The following is a 20,982-nucleotide window of genomic DNA, read 5'->3' on the forward strand; positions in this document are numbered from 1 at the left end:
TGAAAAAAGGTGCTCGCAGTGCTCTACAAGGCTTATGAGATCCAGCGTTCCCTGATGAACGCCAGCAGTGCCTGGGCTTCGATGATGGCCGATGCACTCACCGATCCGCGCAATCCCTTTGCCGGGATCGGCCCTTCGCAGACGATCGCCAACGCGCTTGATGTCTTCGCACATGCGGCGGCGCCGCGCGGCAAGCCTGCTTTCGGGATCAAGGTGGTGCATGTCGATGGCCATGCCCATGCGGTGAAGGAAACCACGGTCATCACGCGCCCCTTCGGCGATCTCAAGATGTTCACCCACGAGGGTCTGCCCAAGGATGCGCCGCGTCTGCTGATCGTCGCGCCCATGAGCGGGCACTATGCCACGCTGCTGCGCGGCACGGTGGAGCGGATGCTGGAGCGCTGCGTCGTCTATATCACCGACTGGGCCGATGCGAAGCTGGTGCCGCTGGCCGAGGGCGTTTTCGATCTGGACGACTACATCGATTACCTGATCGGTTTTCTCGAACATATCGGCGAAGGCGCGCACATGATGGCGGTGTGCCAGCCGTCGGTCCCGGCCCTTGCCGCCACCGCGATCATGGGGGCGCAGAAGCATCCCTGCCGTCCGGTTACACTCACCATGATGGGCGGCCCGATCGATACCCGCGAAAGCCCCACGGCGGTGAATGACCACGCTATCACCAAGCCCTATGTGTGGTTCAAGCACAATGTCATCACCACGGTTCCGGCCAACTATCCCGGCGAGGGGCGGCGCGTCTATCCGGGCTTCGTGCAGCTTGCCAGCTTCATGTCGATGAACCTCGGCAGCCACATGATGAGCCACTACAAGCTGTTCCAGCACATGAACGAAGGCGCCGACGAGAGCGCCGAGGCGACCAAGGCGTTCTACGACGAATACCGCGCCGTCTGCGACCTTCCGGCGGAGTTCTATCTCCAGACGGTGGACGTGGTGTTCCAGCGCCACGCCCTGCCCAAGGGCGAGTTCGTCCATCGCGGACACGCGGTCGATCTGGGCGCCATCACCGACACCGCCATCCTGTGCATCGAGGGTGAACGCGACGACATTTCGGGCATTGGCCAGACCAAGGCAGCGCTGAAGGTCACGCCGAACCTGCCGGAGGAGATGAAGCACTATCTGCTCGCCCCGGAAGTGGGCCATTACGGCATCTTCAACGGTTCGCGCTGGCGCACGGCCATTGCGCCCGTGATCGAGAAATGGATCGGCAAATTCGACAAGAAGGCCAAGGGCCGCAAGCTGTCGGTCGTCGCCTGATTCGGGCCTTCGGGCCCGCGCGTCCGGTCGGCCGCGCGGGGTCAGCCCTCCTTTTGCAAGGGCAAGGGGCATGCCCCGTTTACAGACCCGCGCGGAATGGTCCCGTCGCGGGACGGTGCGGCGCTTTGACTGCGGCCAAAGGGCACGTTTGACGCTGTGAAACATTGTGCAATGCGGGGGCAACCAACGGTTCGCCCCGGTTGGGCATGTCTTGCAGCGATGAGCAGAACGGCGACACCAGACGAGCAATGCGTGGATGCGCCCGTGCTTGCGCGGGCCGAACCGGCTGAGCACGAACGCGCCCCGCGCGTCAGCGTGATCCTGCCCGTTCACAACGGTGCTGCCTTTCTGGATGAGGCCATCGCCTCGATCCTCGGCCAGACCTTCACCGACTTCGAACTGATCTGCGTGGACGATGGCTCCACCGATGCGACACCGGCAATCCTCGCGCGCCATGCGCGGGCCGACCGGCGCGTGCGGATCATCACCAACCGCCCCAACAAGGGCCTGCCCGGCGCGCTGAACACCGGCTTTGCCGCGGCGCGCGGCGAACTGCACACCTGGACATCCGATGACAACATCGCCCGTCCGCATATGCTGGAACGGCTGGTTGCCGCGCTCGATGCCGATCCCGATGCGGCCATTGCCCATGCCGATTACAGCGTTATCGACGCTGAGGGTCGCGTGATCGGTTACCAGAAGGTCGGCCCGGCAAGCGAGATCCTGCTGGGCAACCGGATCGGCGCCGCCTTTCTCTACCGCGCGGTCGTGACCCATGCTCTGGCAGGCTATGACGAGGCCCTGTTCGGGGTTGAGGACTATGACTTCTGGCTGCGTGCGGCGCGCAGTTTCCGCTTCGTCACGCTCAGCGAAGATCTCTATCTCTACCGCCGGCACGAAGGCAGCCTGACCGACCAGCGCGCGGCCCGGATCCACAGCCTCGGCGCGCAGATCCTGCGGCGTGAACTGGCCATGGTGCAAGACCGCAGGCTGCGCGCGCGGGCCCTTGTCGAACATGGTCTGGCGAGCTGGATCGATCCCCGGATCGACATGCTCGCGCGCGGCCTGCTGCTGTCACCCGGCCTTGCGCGGGGCCGGACCGGCACGATCATGCGCCATCTGGGCCATCATCTTCGCCGGATCATTTTCCGCCACGTCGCTGCCTTCACACGAAGAACTGGGTGATCCACTCACACTGAAGCGCGGGCTTGGCCTCGCCTTCGATCTCCACCGTGATCTCCATCGTCTGCTGCCACTGGCCGGGGCGCTTCTCCTCCATGTCGAGCAGCCGGAAAACGCCGCGAATGCGCTTGCCCACGCGGACGGGTGCAAGAAAGCGGGTGCGGTTGCCGCCATAGTTGACCCCCATCCTGATATGTTCGGGCCGCGGACAATCGCTTTCCATCGTCAGCAGCGGGATCAGCGAGAGAGTGAGGAAGCCGTGCGCGATCGGCCCGCCAAAGGGGGTGAGTTTCGCCTTTTCGGGGTCGACATGGATGAACTGGAAGTCGCCGGTTGCCTCGGCGAACTTGTTGACTCGCTCCTGCGTGATCTCGATCCATGGCGATGTGCCGACCACCTCGCCAACCATGCCCTTGATCTGTTCGGCGGGGACGAATCTTGCCATGTCTGCGCGTGCTCCTGCTGGTTCGTTCAGGCAGCACGATGGCGACAAGCCCGGCGATGTGCAAGCCGATTTAAGCGTGTGATTAAATAGTGGCCGGTGCGGCTGTGAAGGCGGGATTGGGGCGGAACGGCACAGGCTGCGCAGTGCGCACGCGCTGGATATAGGCCCACAACCCGCATTGCAGACCGACCAGCATGTAGCAGAAGGGCTGGAACGCGATGCCGACAAAGGTCGATCCCACAAGATAGATCAACTGCGCCTGTTGCAGCGCCTCTGCCAGCGGGCCGACCCAGCGGAAGGCTTCGCTTTCCTCCTTGCGATAGCGCCGTCGCAGCACTTCCATCTGCCACAGGCCCAGCAGGTGCAGTGCCAGCCACATGCCCAGCCCCGGCCAGCCGTGTTCGCCCAGCATCTCGAAATAGCTGGAATGATAGGCCCGCGCCTCGTCCACCACGGGGCGGTATTCAAGCGCGGTATTGTTGTCGCCCGCCTGACGAGCGGTCACGGCGTTGTATTCGACCCTGTTCTGCCGATAGGCATCGAAGCCTCCGCCAAACGGATGGCGTTCGACATATTCGAGCGTCCATTTCCACACCGCCACGCGGGTGGACGCGGATTCATCGGACTGGTGGTTGCGGATCGTGCTCATCCGCGCAACGAAATCGGCTGGCAGCAGCGGCACCGCGACAAGAGCGCCCACCGCCATGAGCGATACGATCATGACCCGCCGCTTGGCCGTGCGCAGAATCAGCGCAGCCAGCACCACCACGCAGACAAGCCCCGTGCGCGCGCCGGTGCCGATCGGCATCAGGGCGCACGAGAAGCACAGCGCCCAGGCAAACACCTTTACCCGCCATTCGGGCGGAAAGATCGTGCCGAACCGCGACAGCCAAAGCGCCAGCGGGATGACCGCAATTGCCACGGCCGAAATGATCGAGCTTTCATAAAGGCCGGTGTTGTTATCGACCAGAAGCCGCAGCGTGCCATAGCCGCCGCCGCCGGTCAGGGTCTTGATGCCGCCGCCGATCACGATGACCCCGATCGACAGCACCATGACCAGCGTCAGCGCCTCGATCCGCAGGCGCGTGCGCAGGGTCAGCGGCAGGAACATGGCAAAGACGAGCGCCTTCCACACCCATGACCATTTTTCGGCGGCCTCCACCGGAAAGTCCGCGCGTTGCGTGGCTATCCCGCAATAGACCAGCAGCGCCAGCATCAGGAACTGGCGCAGCGAGAAGCGCGTGCCGTTCTTGTCCTCGGCCACGAACCACGCGCCGAACGCCAGCAGAAAGGCGATCAGCGAGATCGGGATCTGGGCAAGGATACCCCAGCTGACCTTCTGGGGGGAGACGATATCGATATAGGTATAGGCAAGCACGAAGATGAACGGCCGCCTGAAGCCTGCCGCCAGAAAGGCCGCAACGAAGGTCAGCAGGAACAGGTCAAGCATTGCCGCGATCCGGCCCGGCCGCTGCATCGTGCACACGCGACTGGCGGAAGGGCGCCCGGCGTTTGGGCAGCGAGGGATCATCATCAAGATCGTCGCGCTTCAACAGCCGCCAGATGGCAATCGCCAGCAGCAGATGCGGCAGGAAGACGGTGAACTTGTCGATCATGGCTGCACGCTGGCTACCCGATCGAGGTTGACGCGGCGTTAAGCCTTGTCTGGCAGGAAGCGGGAAATGACCCGCATCCTGCACGTCCTCGATCATTCGCTGCCGCTGCACAGCGGCTATACCTTCCGCACCCGCGCGATCCTGAAGGCGCAGGAGGCCTTGGGGCTGGATGTGCGCGGGCTGACCGGGCAGCGCCATGCCGCGCCCGCCAATGCAAAGCCTGGCAGCGCCGCGCTCTCCGCCTCCGGCCCTGAAGAAATCGATGGGCTGCGCTTCTATCGCACGCCGGGCACGCCGGGCGGTCTGCCGCTGGTGCGCGAATGGGCCGAAGTGGCTGCGCTTGCCGATCGCATCGTCGAGGTTGCGCGGGAATGGCGGCCCGATGTGCTCCACGCCCATTCGCCTGCCCTGTGCGGCCTTGCGGCAATCCGCGCGGCGCGCAGGCTTGGCCTTCCGGTGGTCTATGAAATCCGCGCCTTCTGGGAGGATGCTGCCGTCGGAAACGGCACGGGCCGCGAAGGCTCGGCAAAATACTGGCTCACACGCACGCTGGAGAGCGATGTGGTGGCCGCCGCCGACCGGGTGGTGACGATCTGCGAAGGACTGCGGCAGGATCTGGTGGCGCGCGGCTTCGCGCCGGAAAAGATCACGATCATGCCCAATGGCGTCGATCTGGAAATGTTCGGTGAGCCGCTGCCGCGCGATCATGCGCTGGCGCAGGAACTGGGGCTGGGTGCCGGACCAGTGATCGGCTTTCTGGGAAGTTTCTATCCCTATGAAGGGCTGGACGATCTGATTGCCGCCATGCCGGCCATAACGGCACGCGTGCCCGATGCACGGCTGCTGCTGGTGGGCGGCGGCCCGGCCGATGCTGACCTTCGCGTCCGTGCCCAGGCCAGCCCGGCTGCCGCAGCCATCCGCTTTGTCGGGCGGGTGCCGCACGATCAGGTGGACCGCTATTATTCGCTGGTCGATGTTGTTTGCTATCCGCGCAAGGCCATGCGGCTTACCGAACTGGTGACACCGCTCAAGCCGCTTGAGGCCATGGCGCAGGGTAAACTGGTTGCGGCATCCGATGTCGGGGGACACCGCGAACTGATCCGGCATGGTTCTACCGGAACCCTGTTTGCCGCGGATGATCCGGCGGCCCTTGGCGAAGCCGTTTCGGCCTTGCTTGCCGCGCGCGGCGCGTGGCAGCAGCAGCGCGAAACCGCCCGCGCTTTCGTGCGGGAACACCATGACTGGGCAATCAACGCGAGGCGTTATCAAGCTGTTTACCAAGCCCTGCTAGCCAAGGCACGATTGACCTCCGTGGCCGCATGACCGGATCCGGCATGGCAGCGGCAGGGCGAGGCAGGAAACAGGACAGATCGCAGTGACCGAGACCACGCGCAACAACAAGCCGAAGCAGGCCGCGAAGCCCATTGCCGCGCACCCCATGTTCCCGGCAGTGACGGCGCTTTGGTTCGCCACCTTCTTCGGGCTGGGAAGTTTCGCACTGGCACCATCGCTGCTGGAAGGCCCGGTCGTGGCGCTGGGCATTCCCGATATCTTCCCCCCTGCCCGGCCGCCGCTGGGCTTCACGGTGCGCGCACTGACCGCGCTGGTCATGTTCGGTCTGGGTGGCGCAATCGGCCTGATGGCGGGCAGGATGCTGGCGCGCGGCAAGGTGCAGGCTCCGGTCCGCAACCGCGGCGTCGGTCAGGCATCGGTGCGCAAGCCTGCCGTTTATTCCGCGCATGAGGAAGCCGCTCTGCCCGATACGGCCGATAGCGTTGGTGCCGATGCTTCCGCCACCCGTTTCGAAGCCAATCACCGCCGTCCGCTCAACCCGCGCGAGGATCTTGACCTTCTCGACGAGATTGCCGGACCCTTTGCGGCCCCTGCCGCAGGCGCGATGGCAGCCGATGATGCGCTGGTGCTGGATGACAGCCATACCGCGCCCGTTTCGGCACACGAGGTTGCGGCGCACGAGAATGCCGCCCCCGCTTTCACGGTGGATGATCTGCTTCCGTGGGAACGCGATGCGCAGGCTCTGCAACAGACCCTTCGGAACGCGGTGCAGCCGCAGATGCCGCACAATCCCGGCATCAAGGCCGATCCGCTTGATCTCGATGCACTGATGCACGCCGCGCACGGTGATTCGGCGCAGACCGAACCCGCACCGCAGGGGCCGATTGGCGTGCCGACTGCGTCCGCGCCCGCGCCCGCGCCAAAGCCGGTTGAGGTTACTGCGGCCCAGACCGTCGAGGCAGAGCCAGCCCCGGCCGTTCCCACAGCAGCGCCGCTGATTGCAAAGCCGCTGTTTCAGGCTCCGGCCGATGCCGCCACACCAATTGCGCGCGCGCCGCTCGACAAGCTGGGGCTGGTCCAGCTCACCGAGCGGCTCGCCCTCGCCATCGCCACGGCAAAGCAGCGCCCGTCGGTGGCTGCCCAGGCAGCGCCGGCTCTTGCTCCCGCGCTGTCCCCGATCCTTTCGCCAAGCGTTGCCGAAGCCCCGTCGCAGCGCCGCGACGATGCCGCCGGGCACACCGACATTGTGGTTCCGTCCGTGGAAACGCAGGCCGAACCGGAGCAGACGGTTCCTGCCGCGCCGGTTCAGCCTGAGGCATCTGCGCAGCCGGCCTTTACCATCGCTGCTCCTGCGGTGCAGCCTGCTGCCGGCATTGCGCGTCTGCCGGGCCATGCGGGCGGCCTTACCGCGTTCACGCAGTCGGAAGGCGAACCCGCCCATGACGCAGACGGGCGCGTCGTGCCCCTGCGCCCGGCTGCTATGCAGCCGCTGTCGCTTGTCGACGACCTTCAGTATGCCGACGAGGATGACGCGCTCCCCGGTCTCGACCGGTTCCTGCGTGCGCCCGATGGTGCTTCCACTTCCTTCTCGCCGCTGTCGGTCAAACCCGCCAAGCTGCGCGAACAGGCCCCGGCTGCGCGCGAAGAGGCCGGCGAAGCGGAAGAAACGGCAGAAGCAACCGAAGCTGGCGATGCATGGGATGCTGGCACTGCCGAACCCGACGTGGCCGAAGACCGCTATCCTTCGCTGCTTGATGTCGGCCTTGCCTCGCTGCGCCACAAGACGACGGCCATGTTGACCGCCGAAGAGAATGCCGATGCCGCCGAAGCAGGGGAAGCCGCGGAACCCGTGGTCGTCTTTCCCGGCGAGGCCGATGGCGAAGCGTCCTTCTCCCAGGCCGGGATTGCGGGACCGGGGGCGGCCCGTCCGTTCGAGCGTCCTTCGATCCTAGCGGTTCAGGGCTCGCCTCTGGCCGCTCCCGGCAAGGCGGCGCCGGCCAGCCCGCTCGATCCGCTGATGAGCCAGCCGGTCGATCCCTTCGCGGATCACGCGGTCCCGGCACCGGCAAGCCTCCAGCCCGATCCGGAAGAGGCCGACCGTGCCCTGCGCGCCGCCCTCGCAACGCTCCAGCGGATGACGGCGCAGGGCTGATCCTTTCGGCCTGCCGGGCCGGAAGCCAGGGTCAGCGCAGGGTTCCGGGCAGGTCCGGCCTGTTTCGCAGCCGTGGCCTGTGGTGCAGGTTTGTGCCGGGAAAGCCCGCAAAATCGGCACTTTGTGCCATGTCGCATAAGTATTTCCCGGTTTAACCGCCTGCTTGATGGCCTTGCGCGGTTGCAAAATAACTTTCCTGCAGTCATTGGGGCATTCCGCGCAACTTTCGTCGCCTTTCCGGCGGCGTGATTCGCGCGCTCTTTCCTCTTTTTGGATGTAGGACGATCATCGAGATGGGATTTCCGCCGGTTCAGGGCCTTTACGATCCGCGCAACGAGCATGATGCCTGTGGGGTTGGTTTCATTGCCCACATCAAAGGCATCAAAAGCCATGCCATCGTGGATCAGGCCCTTGAGATTCTGCGCAATCTCGATCATCGCGGTGCGGTTGGCGCCGATCCGCTGCTGGGTGACGGCGCGGGCCTGCTGATCCAGATTCCCGATCCGCTGTTCCGCAAGTGGGCCGCCTCGGAAGGCAAGGAATTGCCCCAGCCGGGCGATTATGCCGTGGCCATGTGTTTCATGCCGCAGGACGAAGCCTCGCGCCTGTTCGTGACCGAGTTCTTCGAGAAGTTCATCGCCAAGGAAGGCCAGGAACTGATTGGCTGGCGCGATGTGCCGGTCACGCTCGACGGCCTTGGCAAGACCGTGATCGATTCGATGCCGGTTATCCGCCAGTGCTTCATCAAGCGCGGCGCGAACACGCCCGATCAGGCCGCGTTCGAACGCAAGCTGCTTGCCATCCGCAAGCAGACGCAGAACCCGCTGGCGGCCATGGCCGAAAAGCACGGGCTGCCGGGCGTGACCCAGCTTTACATGCCCAGCTTCTCCACCCGCACCATCGTTTACAAGGGGCTGCTGCTGGCCAATCAGGTCGGCTCGTTCTACGACGATCTTCGCGATCCGGATTGCGTTTCGGCTCTGGGTCTGGTCCACCAGCGTTTCAGCACCAACACCTTCCCCAGCTGGAAACTGGCGCATCCCTTCCGTTTCGTGGCCCACAACGGTGAAATCAACACCGTGCGCGGCAACGTGAACTGGATGAACGCGCGCCGCCGCACGATGGAATCCGACCTTCTGGGGCCGGACCTCGACAAGATGTGGCCGCTGATCCCGCATGGTCAGTCGGATACCGCCTGTCTCGACAATGCGCTCGAACTGCTGCTGGCGGGCGGTTACAGCCTTGCCCACGCGGTGATGATGCTGATCCCCGAAGCCTGGGCAGGCAACCCGCTGATGGATGCCAAGCGCCGTGCGTTCTACGAATACCACGCCGCACTGATGGAGCCGTGGGACGGCCCAGCCGCCGTTGCCTTCACCGATGGCCGCCAGATCGGCGCCACGCTGGACCGCAACGGCCTGCGCCCCGCGCGCTTCTCGATCACGCGCGATGATCTGATCTGCATGGCTTCGGAAAGCGGCGTCCTGCCCTTCCGCGAGGAAGACATCGTGCGCAAGTGGCGCCTCCAGCCGGGCCGCATGCTCCTGATCGACATGGAGCAGGGCAAGATCATCGAAGACGAGGAAATCAAGGCCGAGCTGGCCGGGGCCGAACCTTACGAGGAATGGCTGAACTCGGCGCAATACAAGCTCAAGGAGCTTGACGTGGTGGAGCCTGAACTGGCGGCCCTGCCGGTGGAAACCACCTCGCTGCTCGATCGCCAGCAGGCATTCGGCTATACGCAGGAAGACATCACCAAGTTCCTTGAGCCGATGGCAGTTGCCGGTGACGATCCGATCGGTTCAATGGGAACCGATACCCCCATCGCGGTGCTCTCCAAGCGTTCGCGCCTGCTCTACGATTACTTCAAGCAGAACTTCGCGCAGGTGACCAACCCGCCGATCGACCCGATCCGCGAGGAACTGGTCATGAGCCTTGTCAGCATGATCGGGCCGCGCCCGAACCTGCTGGGCCATGACGCGGGCAGCCACAAGCGGCTCGAAGTGGATCAGCCGATCCTGACGAACGAGGACGTGGCCAAGATCCGCTCGGTCGAGGCCGCGCTCGATGGCGCATTCCGCACCGCCACGATCGACACGACCTGGGATGCCAGCACCGGGGCCGATGGTCTGGAAATGGCGATCAAGGAAATGTGCTGGGCGGCCACCGAAGCCGTGCTGGCCGACAAGAACATCCTGATCCTTTCGGACCGCGCGCAGAACGAGAACCGCATCCCCATGCCCGCGCTGCTGGCAACGGCGGCGGTGCATCATCACCTCGTGCGGCAGGGCCTGCGGATGCAGACCGGGCTGGTCGTGGAAACCGGCGAAGCGCGCGAAGTGCACCACTTCTGCGTGCTGGCAGGTTACGGCGCCGAGGCGATCAACCCCTATCTCGCCTTCGAAACGCTGGAGGCGATCCGGGTTGAAAAGGAACTGCCCCTCACCACCAAGGAAGTGCAGAAGAACTACATCAAGGCCATCGGCAAGGGCATCCTCAAGGTCATGTCCAAGATGGGCATCTCGACCTACCAGTCCTATTGCGGTGCGCAGATCTTCGATGCCGTCGGCCTGTCGACCGAGTTCGTGAACGCCTATTTCACGGGCACGGCCACCACTATCGAAGGCGTGGGCCTCAAGGAAATCGCCGAGGAAAGCGTGCGCCGCCATGCCGCGGCCTATGGCGACAATCCGATCTACCGGAAGATGCTCGACGTGGGCGGCATGTATCAGCTGCGCCTGCGCGGCGAGGAACATGCCTGGACGGCGGGCAATATCGCCAACCTCCAGCATGCTGTGCGCGGCAATATCCCTGAAAAGTATCAGGAGTTTGCCCAGTCGATCAATGATCAGTCGGAGCGGATGCTGACCATCCGCGGGCTGATGGAACTGAAGAAGGCGGATCAGCCGGTGCCGCTTGACGAGGTCGAGCCTGCCAGCGAGATCGTCAAGCGCTTTGCCACCGGTGCGATGAGCTATGGCTCGATCTCGTGGGAGGCGCACACCACGCTGGCGCTGGCGATGAACCGCATCGGCGGCAAGTCGAACACCGGCGAGGGCGGCGAGGATCCTGCGCGCTTCAAGCTGCTGCCCAATGGCGATTCGATGCGCTCGGCAATCAAGCAGGTGGCATCGGGCCGCTTCGGCGTGACCACCGAATACCTCGTCAATGCCGATGACGTGCAGATCAAGATGGCGCAGGGCGCAAAGCCCGGCGAGGGCGGCCAGCTTCCGGGCGACAAGGTTGACAAGACCATCGGCAAGACCCGGCACTCCACGCCGGGCGTCGGGCTGATCTCGCCGCCGCCGCACCACGACATCTATTCGATCGAAGACCTTGCGCAGCTCATTCACGATCTCAAGAACGTGAATCCCTCGGCGCGCATCTCGGTCAAGCTGGTGTCCGAAGTGGGCGTGGGCACCGTGGCGGCGGGCGTTTCCAAGGCGCGGGCCGATCATGTCACGATTTCCGGCTATGAAGGCGGCACAGGCGCATCGCCGCTGACCTCGCTCACCCATGCCGGATCGCCGTGGGAAATCGGTCTTGCCGAAACCCAGCAGACGCTCCTCCTCAACAATCTGCGCAGCCGCATCTGCGTGCAGGCCGATGGCGGCCTGCGCACGGGCCGCGACGTTGCCGTGGCGGCGCTTCTGGGCGCGGACGAGTTCGGCTTTGCGACCGCGCCGCTCATCGCGGCAGGCTGCATCATGATGCGCAAGTGCCACCTCAACACCTGCCCGGTGGGTGTGGCCACGCAGGATCCGGTGCTGCGCGCACGCTTCACCGGCCAGCCGGAACACGTCATCAACTACTTCTTCTTCGTGGCCGAGGAACTGCGCGCGATCATGGCCGAAATGGGCTTCCGCACGGTTGCCGAAATGGTCGGCCGCGTGGATCGTCTCGATGTGAAGAAGGCGGTTTCGCACTGGAAGGCGCAGGGCGTCGATCTTTCGCGTCTGCTGCACAAGGTCGATCCGGTTCCGGGCACCACCCTCAACTGGAGCGAGACGCAGGATCACGGCCTTGAGGCCGCGCTCGACAACGATCTCATCGCTGCCAGCGCTCCCGCGCTGGAAAAGGGCGAACCGGTCCGGCTTGAGCGCAAGGTGATCAACGTCAACCGGACCGTCGGCGCCATGCTTTCGGGCGAAGTGGCCCGCCGGTATGGACACAGGGGCCTGCCCGACAACACCATCCACATCGCCTTCAAGGGTGTGGCCGGTCAGTCGTTCGGTGCGTTCCTTGCGCATGGCGTCACGCTGGACCTGGTGGGCGATGCCAACGACTATGTCGGCAAGGGCCTGTCAGGCGGCCGCGTGATCGTGCGCCAGCCGTCGCATGTCGAACGCGATCCGACCGAGAACATCATTGTCGGCAACACCGTGCTCTATGGTGCCATCGCGGGCGAAGCCTATTTCAACGGCGTTGCCGGTGAACGCTTCGCGGTGCGCAATTCCGGCGCGGTCGCAGTGGTCGAGGGCACCGGCGATCATGGCTGCGAATACATGACCGGCGGCGTTGTGGTGGTGCTGGGCAAGACCGGGCGCAACTTTGCGGCGGGCATGTCGGGCGGCGTTGCCTATGTCTATGATGCCGAAGGAAACTTCGGTCAGCTCGTCAACGGCGCGATGGTCGATGTCCTGCCTGTGTCGCCTGAACGCGATGAAGATGACGGGGCTGGCCGTCCGCAGCAGCGCGGCGTCGATGTCTATGACTATGGCATGGGCGACATGCTCTATCACGATGCCGAGCGCCTGCGGGTGCTGGTCGAACGCCACCACCTCTACACCGGCAGCAAGCGCGCCCGCGAAATCCTCGACAACTGGGCCGAAGCGCTGCCCAGGTTCGTCAAGGTCATGCCGCGTGACTATGCGCGCGCGCTCCGCCAGATGGAGGCCGAGCGCCTCGCCGCCGCTTCGGTCGCGGCTGAGTAAGGATTGAAATACAATGGGTAAGGCAACCGGCTTTCTCGAAATCGACCGTCAGGACCGCAAGTATGATGCGCCTGCCGAACGTCTGAAGCACTACCGCGAGTTCGTGATTCCGCACGACGATGCCGGGCTGAAGGGCCAGGCGGCGCGCTGCATGAACTGCGGGATACCCTATTGCCACAATGGCTGTCCGGTGAACAACCAGATCCCGGACTGGAACCATCTGGTCTATGAGAGTGACTGGCGCGATGCGCTCATCAACCTGCATTCGACCAACAACTTCCCGGAGTTCACGGGTCGCATCTGCCCTGCGCCCTGCGAGGCGGCATGCACGCTCAACATCATTGACCAGCCCGTCACGATCAAGTCGATCGAATGCGCCATCGTCGATCGCGGATGGAAGGAAGGCTGGATCGAGCCGCAGATCCCTGCGAGGAAGACCGGCAAGTCGGTGGCGATCGTCGGCTCCGGCCCGGCTGGCCTTGCCTGTGCGCAGCAGCTTGCCCGCGCGGGCCACTCGGTCACGGTGTTCGAGAAGAATGACCGCATCGGCGGGCTGCTTCGCTACGGCATTCCCGATTTCAAGATGGAAAAGACCCATATCAACCGCCGCGCGATGCAGATGGAGGCCGAAGGCGTCCAGTTCCGCACCAGCGTGGAAGTGGGTGTGACCGTCTCGTTCTCCTCGCTGCGCGAGAACTTCGATGCCGTGGTGCTGGCGGGCGGGGCCGAAGAGCCGCGCGGCCTCAACATTCCGGGTGCAGAGCTTCCCGGCGTGCGCATGGCAATGGAGTTCCTTACCCAGCAGAACAAGCGCAATGCGGGCGACGATGAACTGCGCGCCGCACCGCGCGGCTCGCTCCTGGCAACGGGCAAGCACGTTGTGGTGATCGGCGGCGGCGATACCGGTTCGGACTGTGTGGGCACCTCGAACCGTCAGGGCGCGCTTTCCGTCACTCAGCTTGAAATCATGCCCAAGCCGCCGGAAAAGGAAGACAAGGCCCTGTCCTGGCCGAACTGGCCGCTGAAGCTGCGCACGTCCTCCAGCCACGAAGAAGGCTGCGAGCGCGAGTTCGCGGTGCTGACGAAGCGTGTGATCGGCGAGAATGACGTATCGGGTCTTGAGTGCGTGCGCGTCGAATGGGTCGATGGCAAGATGCAGGAAGTGCCCGGCAGCGAGTTCACGCTCAAGGCGGACCTGATCCTTCTCGCCATGGGCTTTGTCGGCCCGCGCAAGCAGGGTCTGCTGGAACAGGCCGGGGTGGAACTGGACGCCCGCGGCAACGTGAAGGGCAACGTGATCGACTACAAGACCAGCGTCGAGAACGTGTTCTCCTGCGGCGACATGCGGCGCGGGCAGAGCCTCGTCGTCTGGGCTATCCGCGAAGGCCGCCAGTGCGCACGTGCGGTGGACGAAGCACTGATGGGCGTGAGCGAACTGCCGCGCTGATCCTTCCAGTCTGAGCGCATGATCCGGGGGCGCCCTTCAGGGTGCCCCCGTTCTGCTGTCAGAAAAGTTCGTCGAGCAGGAGGAAGAACGAAAGCCTGCGGTCATCAGGCGAATCCAGCCCGTATCCCCTGAGGAACGCCGACTGGCATCGACCGCCAAACTCGCCAAGACAGTTCCACATGATTGCCAGATCTTGGTATCGGTCGGCTAATCCGCATCGTCCGACATCGATGCAGCCGGTGATCCGGCCGTCCTCCATCAGCAGATTGTCCAGCGAGAAATCGCCATGCGTAACCACTGTGTCGGCGCGGATGGGCAAGAGCGACTGGAGTTCTGACCAGACCTGTGCTGCGCTCCATCCCTTTCGGGCATCATCGAAATCACCCTCGTCGACCTCGCCACGGGCGATCCTTTCGCGGGCAATTTCCATTCTGCCTGAGTGGCTTGCATCGAAGGGACAGGCATTCGCCGGTATGCCATGAAGGCGGTCAAGAAAGCGGCCGAAGCTGAAGCTGAGCGCTTCGGCATCAGCATCCGGATCACTCAGCACCTCCCAGGCGGTTCGCCCGCGCAATGCGTGTGTCATCAGCCATGCGTGGTCGCGCTCGTGATGAAAACCGGCTACTTCGGGCACCGGCCACAAAGCGCCAAGCCACACAAGCCGCTCGTGCTCGGCCGCAACGTCGTGGGCAAAGACCCCTTCGCCATGCTTGAGATAGAGTTCGCCGAGATGGGGGTCCATGGTCCGATAGACCGTGCAGCCCGATTCCCCCACCAGACTTCTGCTCCAGCTGTCCGGAACCGGTCTGCAAGGAAAGGAGGAAGGCAGGGCAGGAGGCGCGCAGGGCGCAAGGCGCGCAAGGTCTTGCGAACTATTCATTGCCTTCGGCGACCGGCACCGCATCGGCACGGCTCACCAGCAGCTTGTCGATCTTGCGGCCGTCCATGTCGACCACCTCGAAGCGCCAGCCCTGATCGTGGAAATGATCGCCTTCGCCGGGAAGGCGCTTCATCACGGACAGGCAGTAGCCCGCCGTGGTGGCAAACTCGCGGTCGTCGGAAAGCTCGATCCCAAGCCGATCCGCCAGCGCATCGGCGGGAAGCGCACCTGAAATGAGGAGCGAGCCATCCTCGCGCTCGACGACCATCGGCTCGTCACCGGCATCGGAATGCGCCACGAAGTTTCCGGCAATGGCGGCCAGCAGATCCGCCGGGGTGACAATGCCTTCAAGATGGCCATATTCATCATGGACAAGCGCAAGGGCGACTTCGGCCTGCTGGATCAGGCCCAGCGCATCCATGGTATCGAGCTGATCGGGCACGATCGCCGGCTTTTTCATCAGCCGTCCAAGCTGCACCTTGCGCCCGCGCAGGAGCGTGGAAAGCACGTCGCGCACCTTCACCACACCCACAATCCGGTCCACCGAACCATCAGCCACGAGCAGCAGCGAATGGGGGCTATCCTCGATTGCGGCGCGCAATTCCGTTTCGGGGGCACGGCGCTCGATCCAGTGCAGTTCCGTGCGCGGGGTCATCACTTCGCGCACCGGGCGTTCGGCAAGCCGCATGATGCCGCTCATCAGGGCGCGCTCTTCCTCCTCGATCACGCCTGATCGCGTGGCCTCGGCAAAGATCATGTGCAGTTCTTCGGCCGTCACCTCGTGCTCCCCGGCCTTGCGCTGGCCGAAGATGCGGATGACGAGGCCCGATGACCGGTCGAGCAGCCAGACCACCGGTGCCGTCATGCGCGACATGAATGCCATGGCAGGCGCGGCGATCACGGCAATCGGTTCGGCGGCGCGCAAGGCAAGCTGCTTGGGCACGAGTTCGCCCACCACGAGACTGAGATAGGTGGTAATGGCAATGACCACGGCAAAGCCCGCATCGCCTGCATAGCGCGCCGGAAAACCCCACGCGGCCAGCCGCTCGCCGGTTGGTTCGCCAAGGCTTGCGCCTGAATAGGCGCCTGCCACGATCCCTACCAGCGTGATGCCGATCTGCACGGTCGAAAGGAACTTGCCGGGATCCGCGGCAAGCGCCAGCGCCACGCGCGCACCGGCGCTGCCTTCGTCGGCAGCCACGCGCAACCGGGCTGGGCGGGCCGAGACAATCGCCAGTTCCGCCATGGAAAACAGGCCATTGATCACGACCAGACCGAGGATCACGAAGACGTCAGACCAGGGGAAAGGTGTCACACCGCGGCCCCTAACAGATTTCGCGGCAAAGGCGAATAGCGCAGATTTCGGGCAGGGATGTCGTAACGCTGCAAGTGTCGTTCGGGAACTGTTCAGTCGAAGCGGGCGTATTTGTCACTGTCATTGCCGCGTTACGGCGCTAATCTGCGGTGCAGGATGCCGAACCAAAGGGGACAGGAAATGAAGTTTGGTCGAATCATGATGTCGGGCCTGTGTGCGGTCTCGCTGGTCAGCCTGTCTGCCTGCGTCACCGATCCCAATACCGGCGAACAGAAGGTTTCGCGCACGGCCATCGGCGGTATCGGCGGCGCGCTGGGCGGCGCGCTTCTGGGCGGGCTGATCGGCGGCAAGACCGGCCGTATCGTGGGCGCTGGCATCGGCGGCGTTGCCGGTAGCGTCATCGGCTACCAGAAGGACAAGCAGATCAAGGAACTGCGCGAACAGACCGCAGGCACCGGCATCGACGTGACCGAGACCGATGACGGTCAGGCCATTCTCGTCAACCTGCCCAACGGCGTCACCTTCGATGTCGACAGTTCGGCGATCCGGCCGAGCTTCCGCGATGTGCTCGACCGGATTGCCCAGTCGCTCGTGCAGTATCCCAACTCGCTGATCGACGTTTACGGTCACACCGACTCAACCGGGTCCGACGCCTACAACCAGGCCCTTTCGGAGCGCCGCGCGCGGGCGGTTGCCGATTACCTGATCTCGCGCGGGGTGGGCTATTCGCGCATTCGCAGCCAGGGCTTTGGCGAGACGCAGCCGATTGCCTCGAATGCCACCGAAGAGGGGCGCTCGGCCAACCGCCGGGTCGAGATCAAGATCGTGCCCATCACGCAGGATGACGTGAACGCCGCGCGCCGCGGCCAGTAACGCTTCAGATCCGGCAAAGGCATCGCGGCACCGCCTTCCCTTGCCGGAAGCGGTGCCGCCTTGTTTCGGGCCAGCAGCGTTTGCCTGTTGACCGATGCCGGTCGGCGCTGGCATCGGCCTGCCCGCAACAAGGAGATCCGCCATGCCTCTGGGCCGCCGCCGCATCAATGGCCATGCCACCAACCCGATCGGACTGGGCTGCATGTCGCTGAGCTGGGCCTATGGCGGCCGACCCAGCGATGCGGACGGCATCCGCCTGCTCCACCGCGCCATCGATATCGGCTACGATCATTTCGATACGGCGCGGCTCTATGGCCTCGGCCACAACGAAACTCTCGTCGGCGAGGCGCTCAAAGGGCGGCGCGACAAGGTCTTCCTTGCTTCAAAGATGGGCATCTTCGCCAGCGGCGACAAGCGCGGCATCGATTGCAGCCCGGCCACGATCCGCAGCGAACTGGAAGTGTCGCTGCGCCTGCTGCAAACCGATCACATCGATCTTTACTACCTGCACCGGCTCGATTTTTCGGTGCCGATCGAGGAATCTGTCGGCGCGCTCGCGGATCTGGTGAGGGAGGGAAAGATCGGCGGCATTGGCCTTTCGGAAATGTCGGCTGATACGCTGCGCAGGGCCGCCTCGGTCCATCCCGTCGCCGCGATGCAGACGGAGTATTCCCCCTGGACGCGTCAGGCGGAAATCGCCGTGCTGCATGCCTGCCGCGAACTTGGCACCACTTTCGTTGCTTTCTCCCCGGTCGCACGCGGGGTGCTGGCCAATGGGGTGCATGATCCGGCCGCGCTTGAGGAAAAGGACATCCGCCGCGCAATGCCGCGCTTTTCGGCAGAGAACTGGCCGAAAAACCACGCACTGGCGCTTGCCTTCAACCGCATTGCCGAACGCGAAGGGGTAACGCCCGCGCAGCTCTCGCTTGCCTGGGTGCTTTCACGCGGAGAGCATGTCGTGGCCATTCCGGGCACTGGCAAGATCGCACATCTTGAAGAGAATATCGCCCGATGGGACTGGGAGATCCCCGCTGCCGTCGCAGCAGAGATCGACGCGCTCATCAACCAGCACACGGTATCGGGGCACCGCTATGCAGGCGCGATGCTGCCGACAATCGATACCGAGGACTTTGACTGAGGGCCGCGCAACACAGGGCGGGCTGCCCGCGATGCGGCGCGGTCAGGCCAGCTTCGCGGCCCGCTCGGCCAGCCGCTCGACCGCTGCGGCGTGTATGGCTGGTGCTGTCACCAGCAGGCCGAAGGCGCGCGGATCACGTTTGTTGTAGGCCAGCGGGTGGCCAAAGGCATCGGAAACAGCCGCCCCCGCTTCGCGCGCGATCAGCGTGGCAGCGGCGATGTCCCATTCATAACCCCAGCGCAGCGTAGCCAGAAGGTCCGCCTCGTCTGCCCCAACCATGGCGATTCGCAGCGCTATGGAATTGGGCTTGTCCACCATGACAAGGTCCGCATCCTCCGGCGGAAGTGCGTCGGTCGGAACCCGCGCGCCGGCCAGCGCGGTGCGGTTGCTGGCCCTGATCGGCGTGGCGTTGCGGGTGGCACCCTGCCCGGCGATCGCGCACCAGTATTCGCCTCGTGCCGGGGCGCTCAGCACTCCGATCAGCGGGCGCCGCTCGCTGATGAGCGCGACTGACACCGCCCAGCCGGGGCGGCCGTTGACGAAATCGCGCGTCCCGTCGATCGGATCGACGAGCCAGCACAACCCGCGCGCAAGCCGTTCGGGATGATCGACCGTCTCCTCCGAAAGCCATCCCGCCGATGGCAGGAGCGCGCCCAGTTCGCGCTTCAGAAAAGCATCTACTGCCATATCGGCATCACTGACCGGGCTGCCCGGTGTCTTCTCCCAGACTTGCGGCGCATGTCCGTGTCCCGGCCAAAGGGAAAGCGCCATCTGCCCGGCAGCGCGAATTATGGCGTGAAGGCGATCGTAGTCGATCATCTGGCGCTCGTGATCCGGGTAGCAGCCGGGCCGCTGCAATTGCGAGGTGTTATCAAAGATAGCTTCCAACCTCGCATTTACGCCCCTTTTCAAGCCTTGCCCGCTGTGCTTAAGGCATAGCGACTCAAAGCGCCATTGGCGGCGCATACCTTTGCGCCACTGGCGGCGCGCCTGTTGGTCCGGCAGGGCCATTCAAAGCGGGGAAAACGCATGAACGTCCATGAATATCAGGCCAAGGAACTGCTCGCAAAGTATGGCGTGGGCATTCCGGCCGGCATCGCTGCGCTCACCGTCGAGGAAGCCGTTGCTGCGGCAAAGCAGCTTCCCGGACCGCTCTATGTCGTAAAGGCGCAGATCCACGCCGGTGGCCGCGGCAAGGGCAAGTTCAAGGAACTGCCCGCCGATGCCAAAGGCGGTGTGCGTCTTGCCAAGAGCATCGAGGAAGTGGAAGCCCACGCCAAGGAAATGCTCGGCAACACGCTCGTCACCATCCAGACCGGTGAAGCGGGCAAGCAGGTCAACCGCCTCTATGTCACCGATGGCGTTGATATCGCCAAGGAATACTACCTCTCGATGGTCGTCGATCGCGCTACGGGCCGCGTTGCCATGATCGTGTCGACCGAGGGCGGCATGGACATCGAGGAAGTGGCTCACTCCACGCCTGAAAAGATCACCACCATCGTGATCGACCCGGCCGAAGGCTTCATGCCGCATCATGGCCGCGCCGTGGCTTTCGCGCTCAAGCTTTCGGGCGATCTCAACAAGCAGGCCGCCAAGCTCGCTGAACAGCTTTACACCGCGTTCATGGCTCTCGATTGCTCGATGCTCGAAATCAACCCGCTGGTTGAAACCAACGATGGCAAGCTGCTGGTGCTCGACACCAAGATGAGCTTCGATTCGAACGCGCTCTACCGTCACCCCGAAGTTGTCGCCCTGCGTGACGAGACCGAGGAAGATCCGGCCGAAATCGAAGCCAGCAAGTATGATCTTGCCTACATCAAGCTTGATGGCAACATCGGCTGCATGGTGAACGGCGCGGGCCTCGCCATGGCCACGATGGACATCATCAAGCTGAACGGCGAGTTTCCGGCCAACTTCCTCGACGTGGGCGGCGGCGCCAGCAAGGAAAAGGTCACGGCCGCGTTCAAGATCATCCTCAAGGATCCGGCGGTGAAGGGCATTCTCGTCAACATCTTCGGCGGGATCATGAAGTGCGACATCATTGCCGAAGGCATCGTTGCCGCGGCCAAGGAAGTGAACCTTTCGGTTCCGCTCGTCGTGCGCCTCGAAGGCACCAACGTGCAGCAGGGTAAGGACATTCTTGCCAATTCGGGCCTGCCGATCGTGCCTGCCAACGATCTGGGCGATGCCGCCAAGAAGATCGTTGCCGAAGTGCGCAAGGTCGCCTGACCTTCTACCGGCGGCAATGAACCAAAGGGGCGCTGGGCAACCGGCGCCCCTTTTTGCATCGTGATGGCGAGGCATGGGACTTCGTTCGGGAACATGCCCGGCGCACACCGGCCCGCTGCAAACAGAAAGCCGGAATCGCGGTTGACGTTTACGTAAGCGCAAATTATGTCGCGCTCACAGGTTTTGGATGAAAGGACGCTTGG

15 protein-coding genes are annotated in these 20,982 nt (G+C 64.1%); 9 read left to right on the forward strand and 6 right to left on the reverse strand.

The window, feature by feature from the left end; all coding sequences use genetic code 11:
- Window positions 1-18 precede the first annotated feature (18 nt).
- Both DKM43_RS13775 and DKM43_RS13780 read left to right on the forward strand, forming a co-directional pair.
- A complete protein-coding gene (locus tag DKM43_RS13775) occupies window positions 19-1,275 on the forward strand; it encodes a polyhydroxyalkanoate depolymerase (RefSeq protein ID WP_201739880.1) in 1,257 nt (418 codons plus the stop codon).
- Window positions 1,276-1,494: 219 nt separating this feature from the next.
- A complete protein-coding gene (locus DKM43_RS13780) occupies window positions 1,495-2,460 on the forward strand; it encodes a glycosyltransferase family 2 protein (protein ID WP_161554097.1) in 966 nt (321 codons plus the stop codon).
- Here DKM43_RS13780 and DKM43_RS13785 read toward each other — a convergent pair.
- From DKM43_RS13785 to DKM43_RS16530, 3 genes are all read right to left on the reverse strand, one after another.
- Window positions 2,441-2,902: a MaoC family dehydratase gene (locus DKM43_RS13785; protein WP_109799083.1), complete on the reverse strand. Its 462-nt coding sequence runs from the start codon at window positions 2,900-2,902 to the stop codon at window positions 2,441-2,443. The genes DKM43_RS13780 and DKM43_RS13785 overlap by 20 nt on opposite strands.
- Window positions 2,903-2,984: 82 nt before the next feature.
- Window positions 2,985-4,352: a putative O-glycosylation ligase, exosortase A system-associated gene (locus DKM43_RS13790; protein ID WP_109799084.1), complete on the reverse strand. Its 1,368-nt coding sequence runs from the start codon at window positions 4,350-4,352 to the stop codon at window positions 2,985-2,987.
- On the reverse strand, window positions 4,345-4,518 hold the full coding sequence (locus DKM43_RS16530) for a hypothetical protein (RefSeq protein WP_161554098.1): 174 nt from the start codon (window positions 4,516-4,518) through the stop codon (window positions 4,345-4,347). The genes DKM43_RS13790 and DKM43_RS16530 overlap by 8 nt, the downstream gene beginning before the upstream one ends.
- A 66-nt stretch (window positions 4,519-4,584) precedes the next feature.
- On the opposite strand from DKM43_RS16530, the gene DKM43_RS13795 reads away from it, so the two are divergent.
- From DKM43_RS13795 to DKM43_RS13810, 4 genes are all read left to right on the forward strand, one after another.
- Window positions 4,585-5,841: a TIGR04063 family PEP-CTERM/XrtA system glycosyltransferase gene (locus DKM43_RS13795; RefSeq protein ID WP_109799085.1), complete on the forward strand. Its 1,257-nt coding sequence runs from the start codon at window positions 4,585-4,587 to the stop codon at window positions 5,839-5,841.
- Between the two features lie 52 nt (window positions 5,842-5,893).
- Window positions 5,894-7,963 (forward strand): hypothetical protein, encoded by a 2,070-nt coding sequence (locus DKM43_RS13800; protein ID WP_109799086.1) that lies wholly within the window; start codon window positions 5,894-5,896, stop codon window positions 7,961-7,963.
- Window positions 7,964-8,256: 293 nt separating this feature from the next.
- Window positions 8,257-12,897 carry a glutamate synthase large subunit gene (gltB, locus tag DKM43_RS13805; protein ID WP_109799087.1) on the forward strand — a complete coding sequence of 1,547 codons (4,641 nt, stop codon included), beginning with the start codon at window positions 8,257-8,259 and terminating at the stop codon, window positions 12,895-12,897.
- A 13-nt stretch (window positions 12,898-12,910) separates the two neighbouring features.
- Window positions 12,911-14,344, forward strand: a complete 1,434-nt coding sequence (locus DKM43_RS13810; RefSeq protein ID WP_109799088.1) for a glutamate synthase subunit beta — start codon at window positions 12,911-12,913, stop codon at window positions 14,342-14,344.
- Between the two features lie 58 nt (window positions 14,345-14,402).
- On the opposite strand, the gene DKM43_RS13815 is transcribed toward DKM43_RS13810, so the two are convergent.
- On the reverse strand, window positions 14,403-15,248 hold the full coding sequence (locus DKM43_RS13815) for an APH(3') family aminoglycoside O-phosphotransferase (protein WP_109799089.1): 846 nt from the start codon (window positions 15,246-15,248) through the stop codon (window positions 14,403-14,405).
- On the reverse strand, window positions 15,217-16,539 hold the full coding sequence (locus DKM43_RS13820) for a hemolysin family protein (protein WP_109799090.1): 1,323 nt from the start codon (window positions 16,537-16,539) through the stop codon (window positions 15,217-15,219). The genes DKM43_RS13815 and DKM43_RS13820 overlap by 32 nt, the downstream gene beginning before the upstream one ends.
- Window positions 16,540-16,719: 180 nt before the next feature.
- On the opposite strand from DKM43_RS13820, the gene DKM43_RS13825 reads away from it, so the two are divergent.
- Window positions 16,720-17,412 (forward strand): OmpA family protein, encoded by a 693-nt coding sequence (locus DKM43_RS13825; protein WP_109799091.1) that lies wholly within the window; start codon window positions 16,720-16,722, stop codon window positions 17,410-17,412.
- A 142-nt stretch (window positions 17,413-17,554) separates the two neighbouring features.
- The gene (locus DKM43_RS13830) at window positions 17,555-18,550 is read left to right on the forward strand and encodes an aldo/keto reductase (protein ID WP_109799095.1); all 996 of its coding nucleotides are present in this window, start codon (window positions 17,555-17,557) and stop codon (window positions 18,548-18,550) included.
- Window positions 18,551-18,592: 42 nt separating this feature from the next.
- Here DKM43_RS13830 and DKM43_RS13835 read toward each other — a convergent pair whose 3' ends face one another.
- The gene (locus tag DKM43_RS13835; protein ID WP_109799092.1) at window positions 18,593-19,369 is read right to left on the reverse strand and encodes a 3'(2'),5'-bisphosphate nucleotidase CysQ; all 777 of its coding nucleotides are present in this window, start codon (window positions 19,367-19,369) and stop codon (window positions 18,593-18,595) included.
- Window positions 19,370-19,579: 210 nt separating this feature from the next.
- Here DKM43_RS13835 and sucC point away from each other — a divergent pair, with 210 nt between their 5' ends.
- Entirely contained in the window at window positions 19,580-20,779 is a 1,200-nt protein-coding gene (gene sucC, locus DKM43_RS13840) for an ADP-forming succinate--CoA ligase subunit beta (RefSeq protein WP_109799096.1), read from the forward strand.
- Window positions 20,780-20,982: the final 203 nt, after the last annotated feature.

The organism is Novosphingobium meiothermophilum, assembly GCF_003171715.1.
GTDB lineage: Bacteria > Pseudomonadota > Alphaproteobacteria > Sphingomonadales > Sphingomonadaceae > Novosphingobium > Novosphingobium meiothermophilum.

What these genes read in the sequence shown, in the direction of transcription:
- DKM43_RS13780 (WP_161554097.1), top strand. Translation starts at nt 1,495, where the DNA reads ATGAGCAGAACGGCGACACCAGACGAGCAATGCGTGGATGCGCCCGTG.
- DKM43_RS13785 (WP_109799083.1), bottom strand. Translation starts at nt 2,902, where the DNA reads ATGGCAAGATTCGTCCCCGCCGAACAGATCAAGGGCATGGTTGGCGAG.
- DKM43_RS13790 (WP_109799084.1), bottom strand. Translation starts at nt 4,352, where the DNA reads ATGCTTGACCTGTTCCTGCTGACCTTCGTTGCGGCCTTTCTGGCGGCA.
- DKM43_RS16530 (WP_161554098.1), bottom strand. Translation starts at nt 4,518, where the DNA reads ATGATCGACAAGTTCACCGTCTTCCTGCCGCATCTGCTGCTGGCGATT.
- DKM43_RS13795 (WP_109799085.1), top strand. Translation starts at nt 4,585, where the DNA reads ATGACCCGCATCCTGCACGTCCTCGATCATTCGCTGCCGCTGCACAGC.
- gltB (WP_109799087.1), top strand. Translation starts at nt 8,257, where the DNA reads ATGGGATTTCCGCCGGTTCAGGGCCTTTACGATCCGCGCAACGAGCAT.
- DKM43_RS13810 (WP_109799088.1), top strand. Translation starts at nt 12,911, where the DNA reads ATGGGTAAGGCAACCGGCTTTCTCGAAATCGACCGTCAGGACCGCAAG.
- DKM43_RS13815 (WP_109799089.1), bottom strand. Translation starts at nt 15,248, where the DNA reads ATGCGGTGCCGGTCGCCGAAGGCAATGAATAGTTCGCAAGACCTTGCG.
- DKM43_RS13825 (WP_109799091.1), top strand. Translation starts at nt 16,720, where the DNA reads ATGAAGTTTGGTCGAATCATGATGTCGGGCCTGTGTGCGGTCTCGCTG.
- DKM43_RS13830 (WP_109799095.1), top strand. Translation starts at nt 17,555, where the DNA reads ATGCCTCTGGGCCGCCGCCGCATCAATGGCCATGCCACCAACCCGATC.
- DKM43_RS13835 (WP_109799092.1), bottom strand. Translation starts at nt 19,369, where the DNA reads ATGATCGACTACGATCGCCTTCACGCCATAATTCGCGCTGCCGGGCAG.
- sucC (WP_109799096.1), top strand. Translation starts at nt 19,580, where the DNA reads ATGAACGTCCATGAATATCAGGCCAAGGAACTGCTCGCAAAGTATGGC.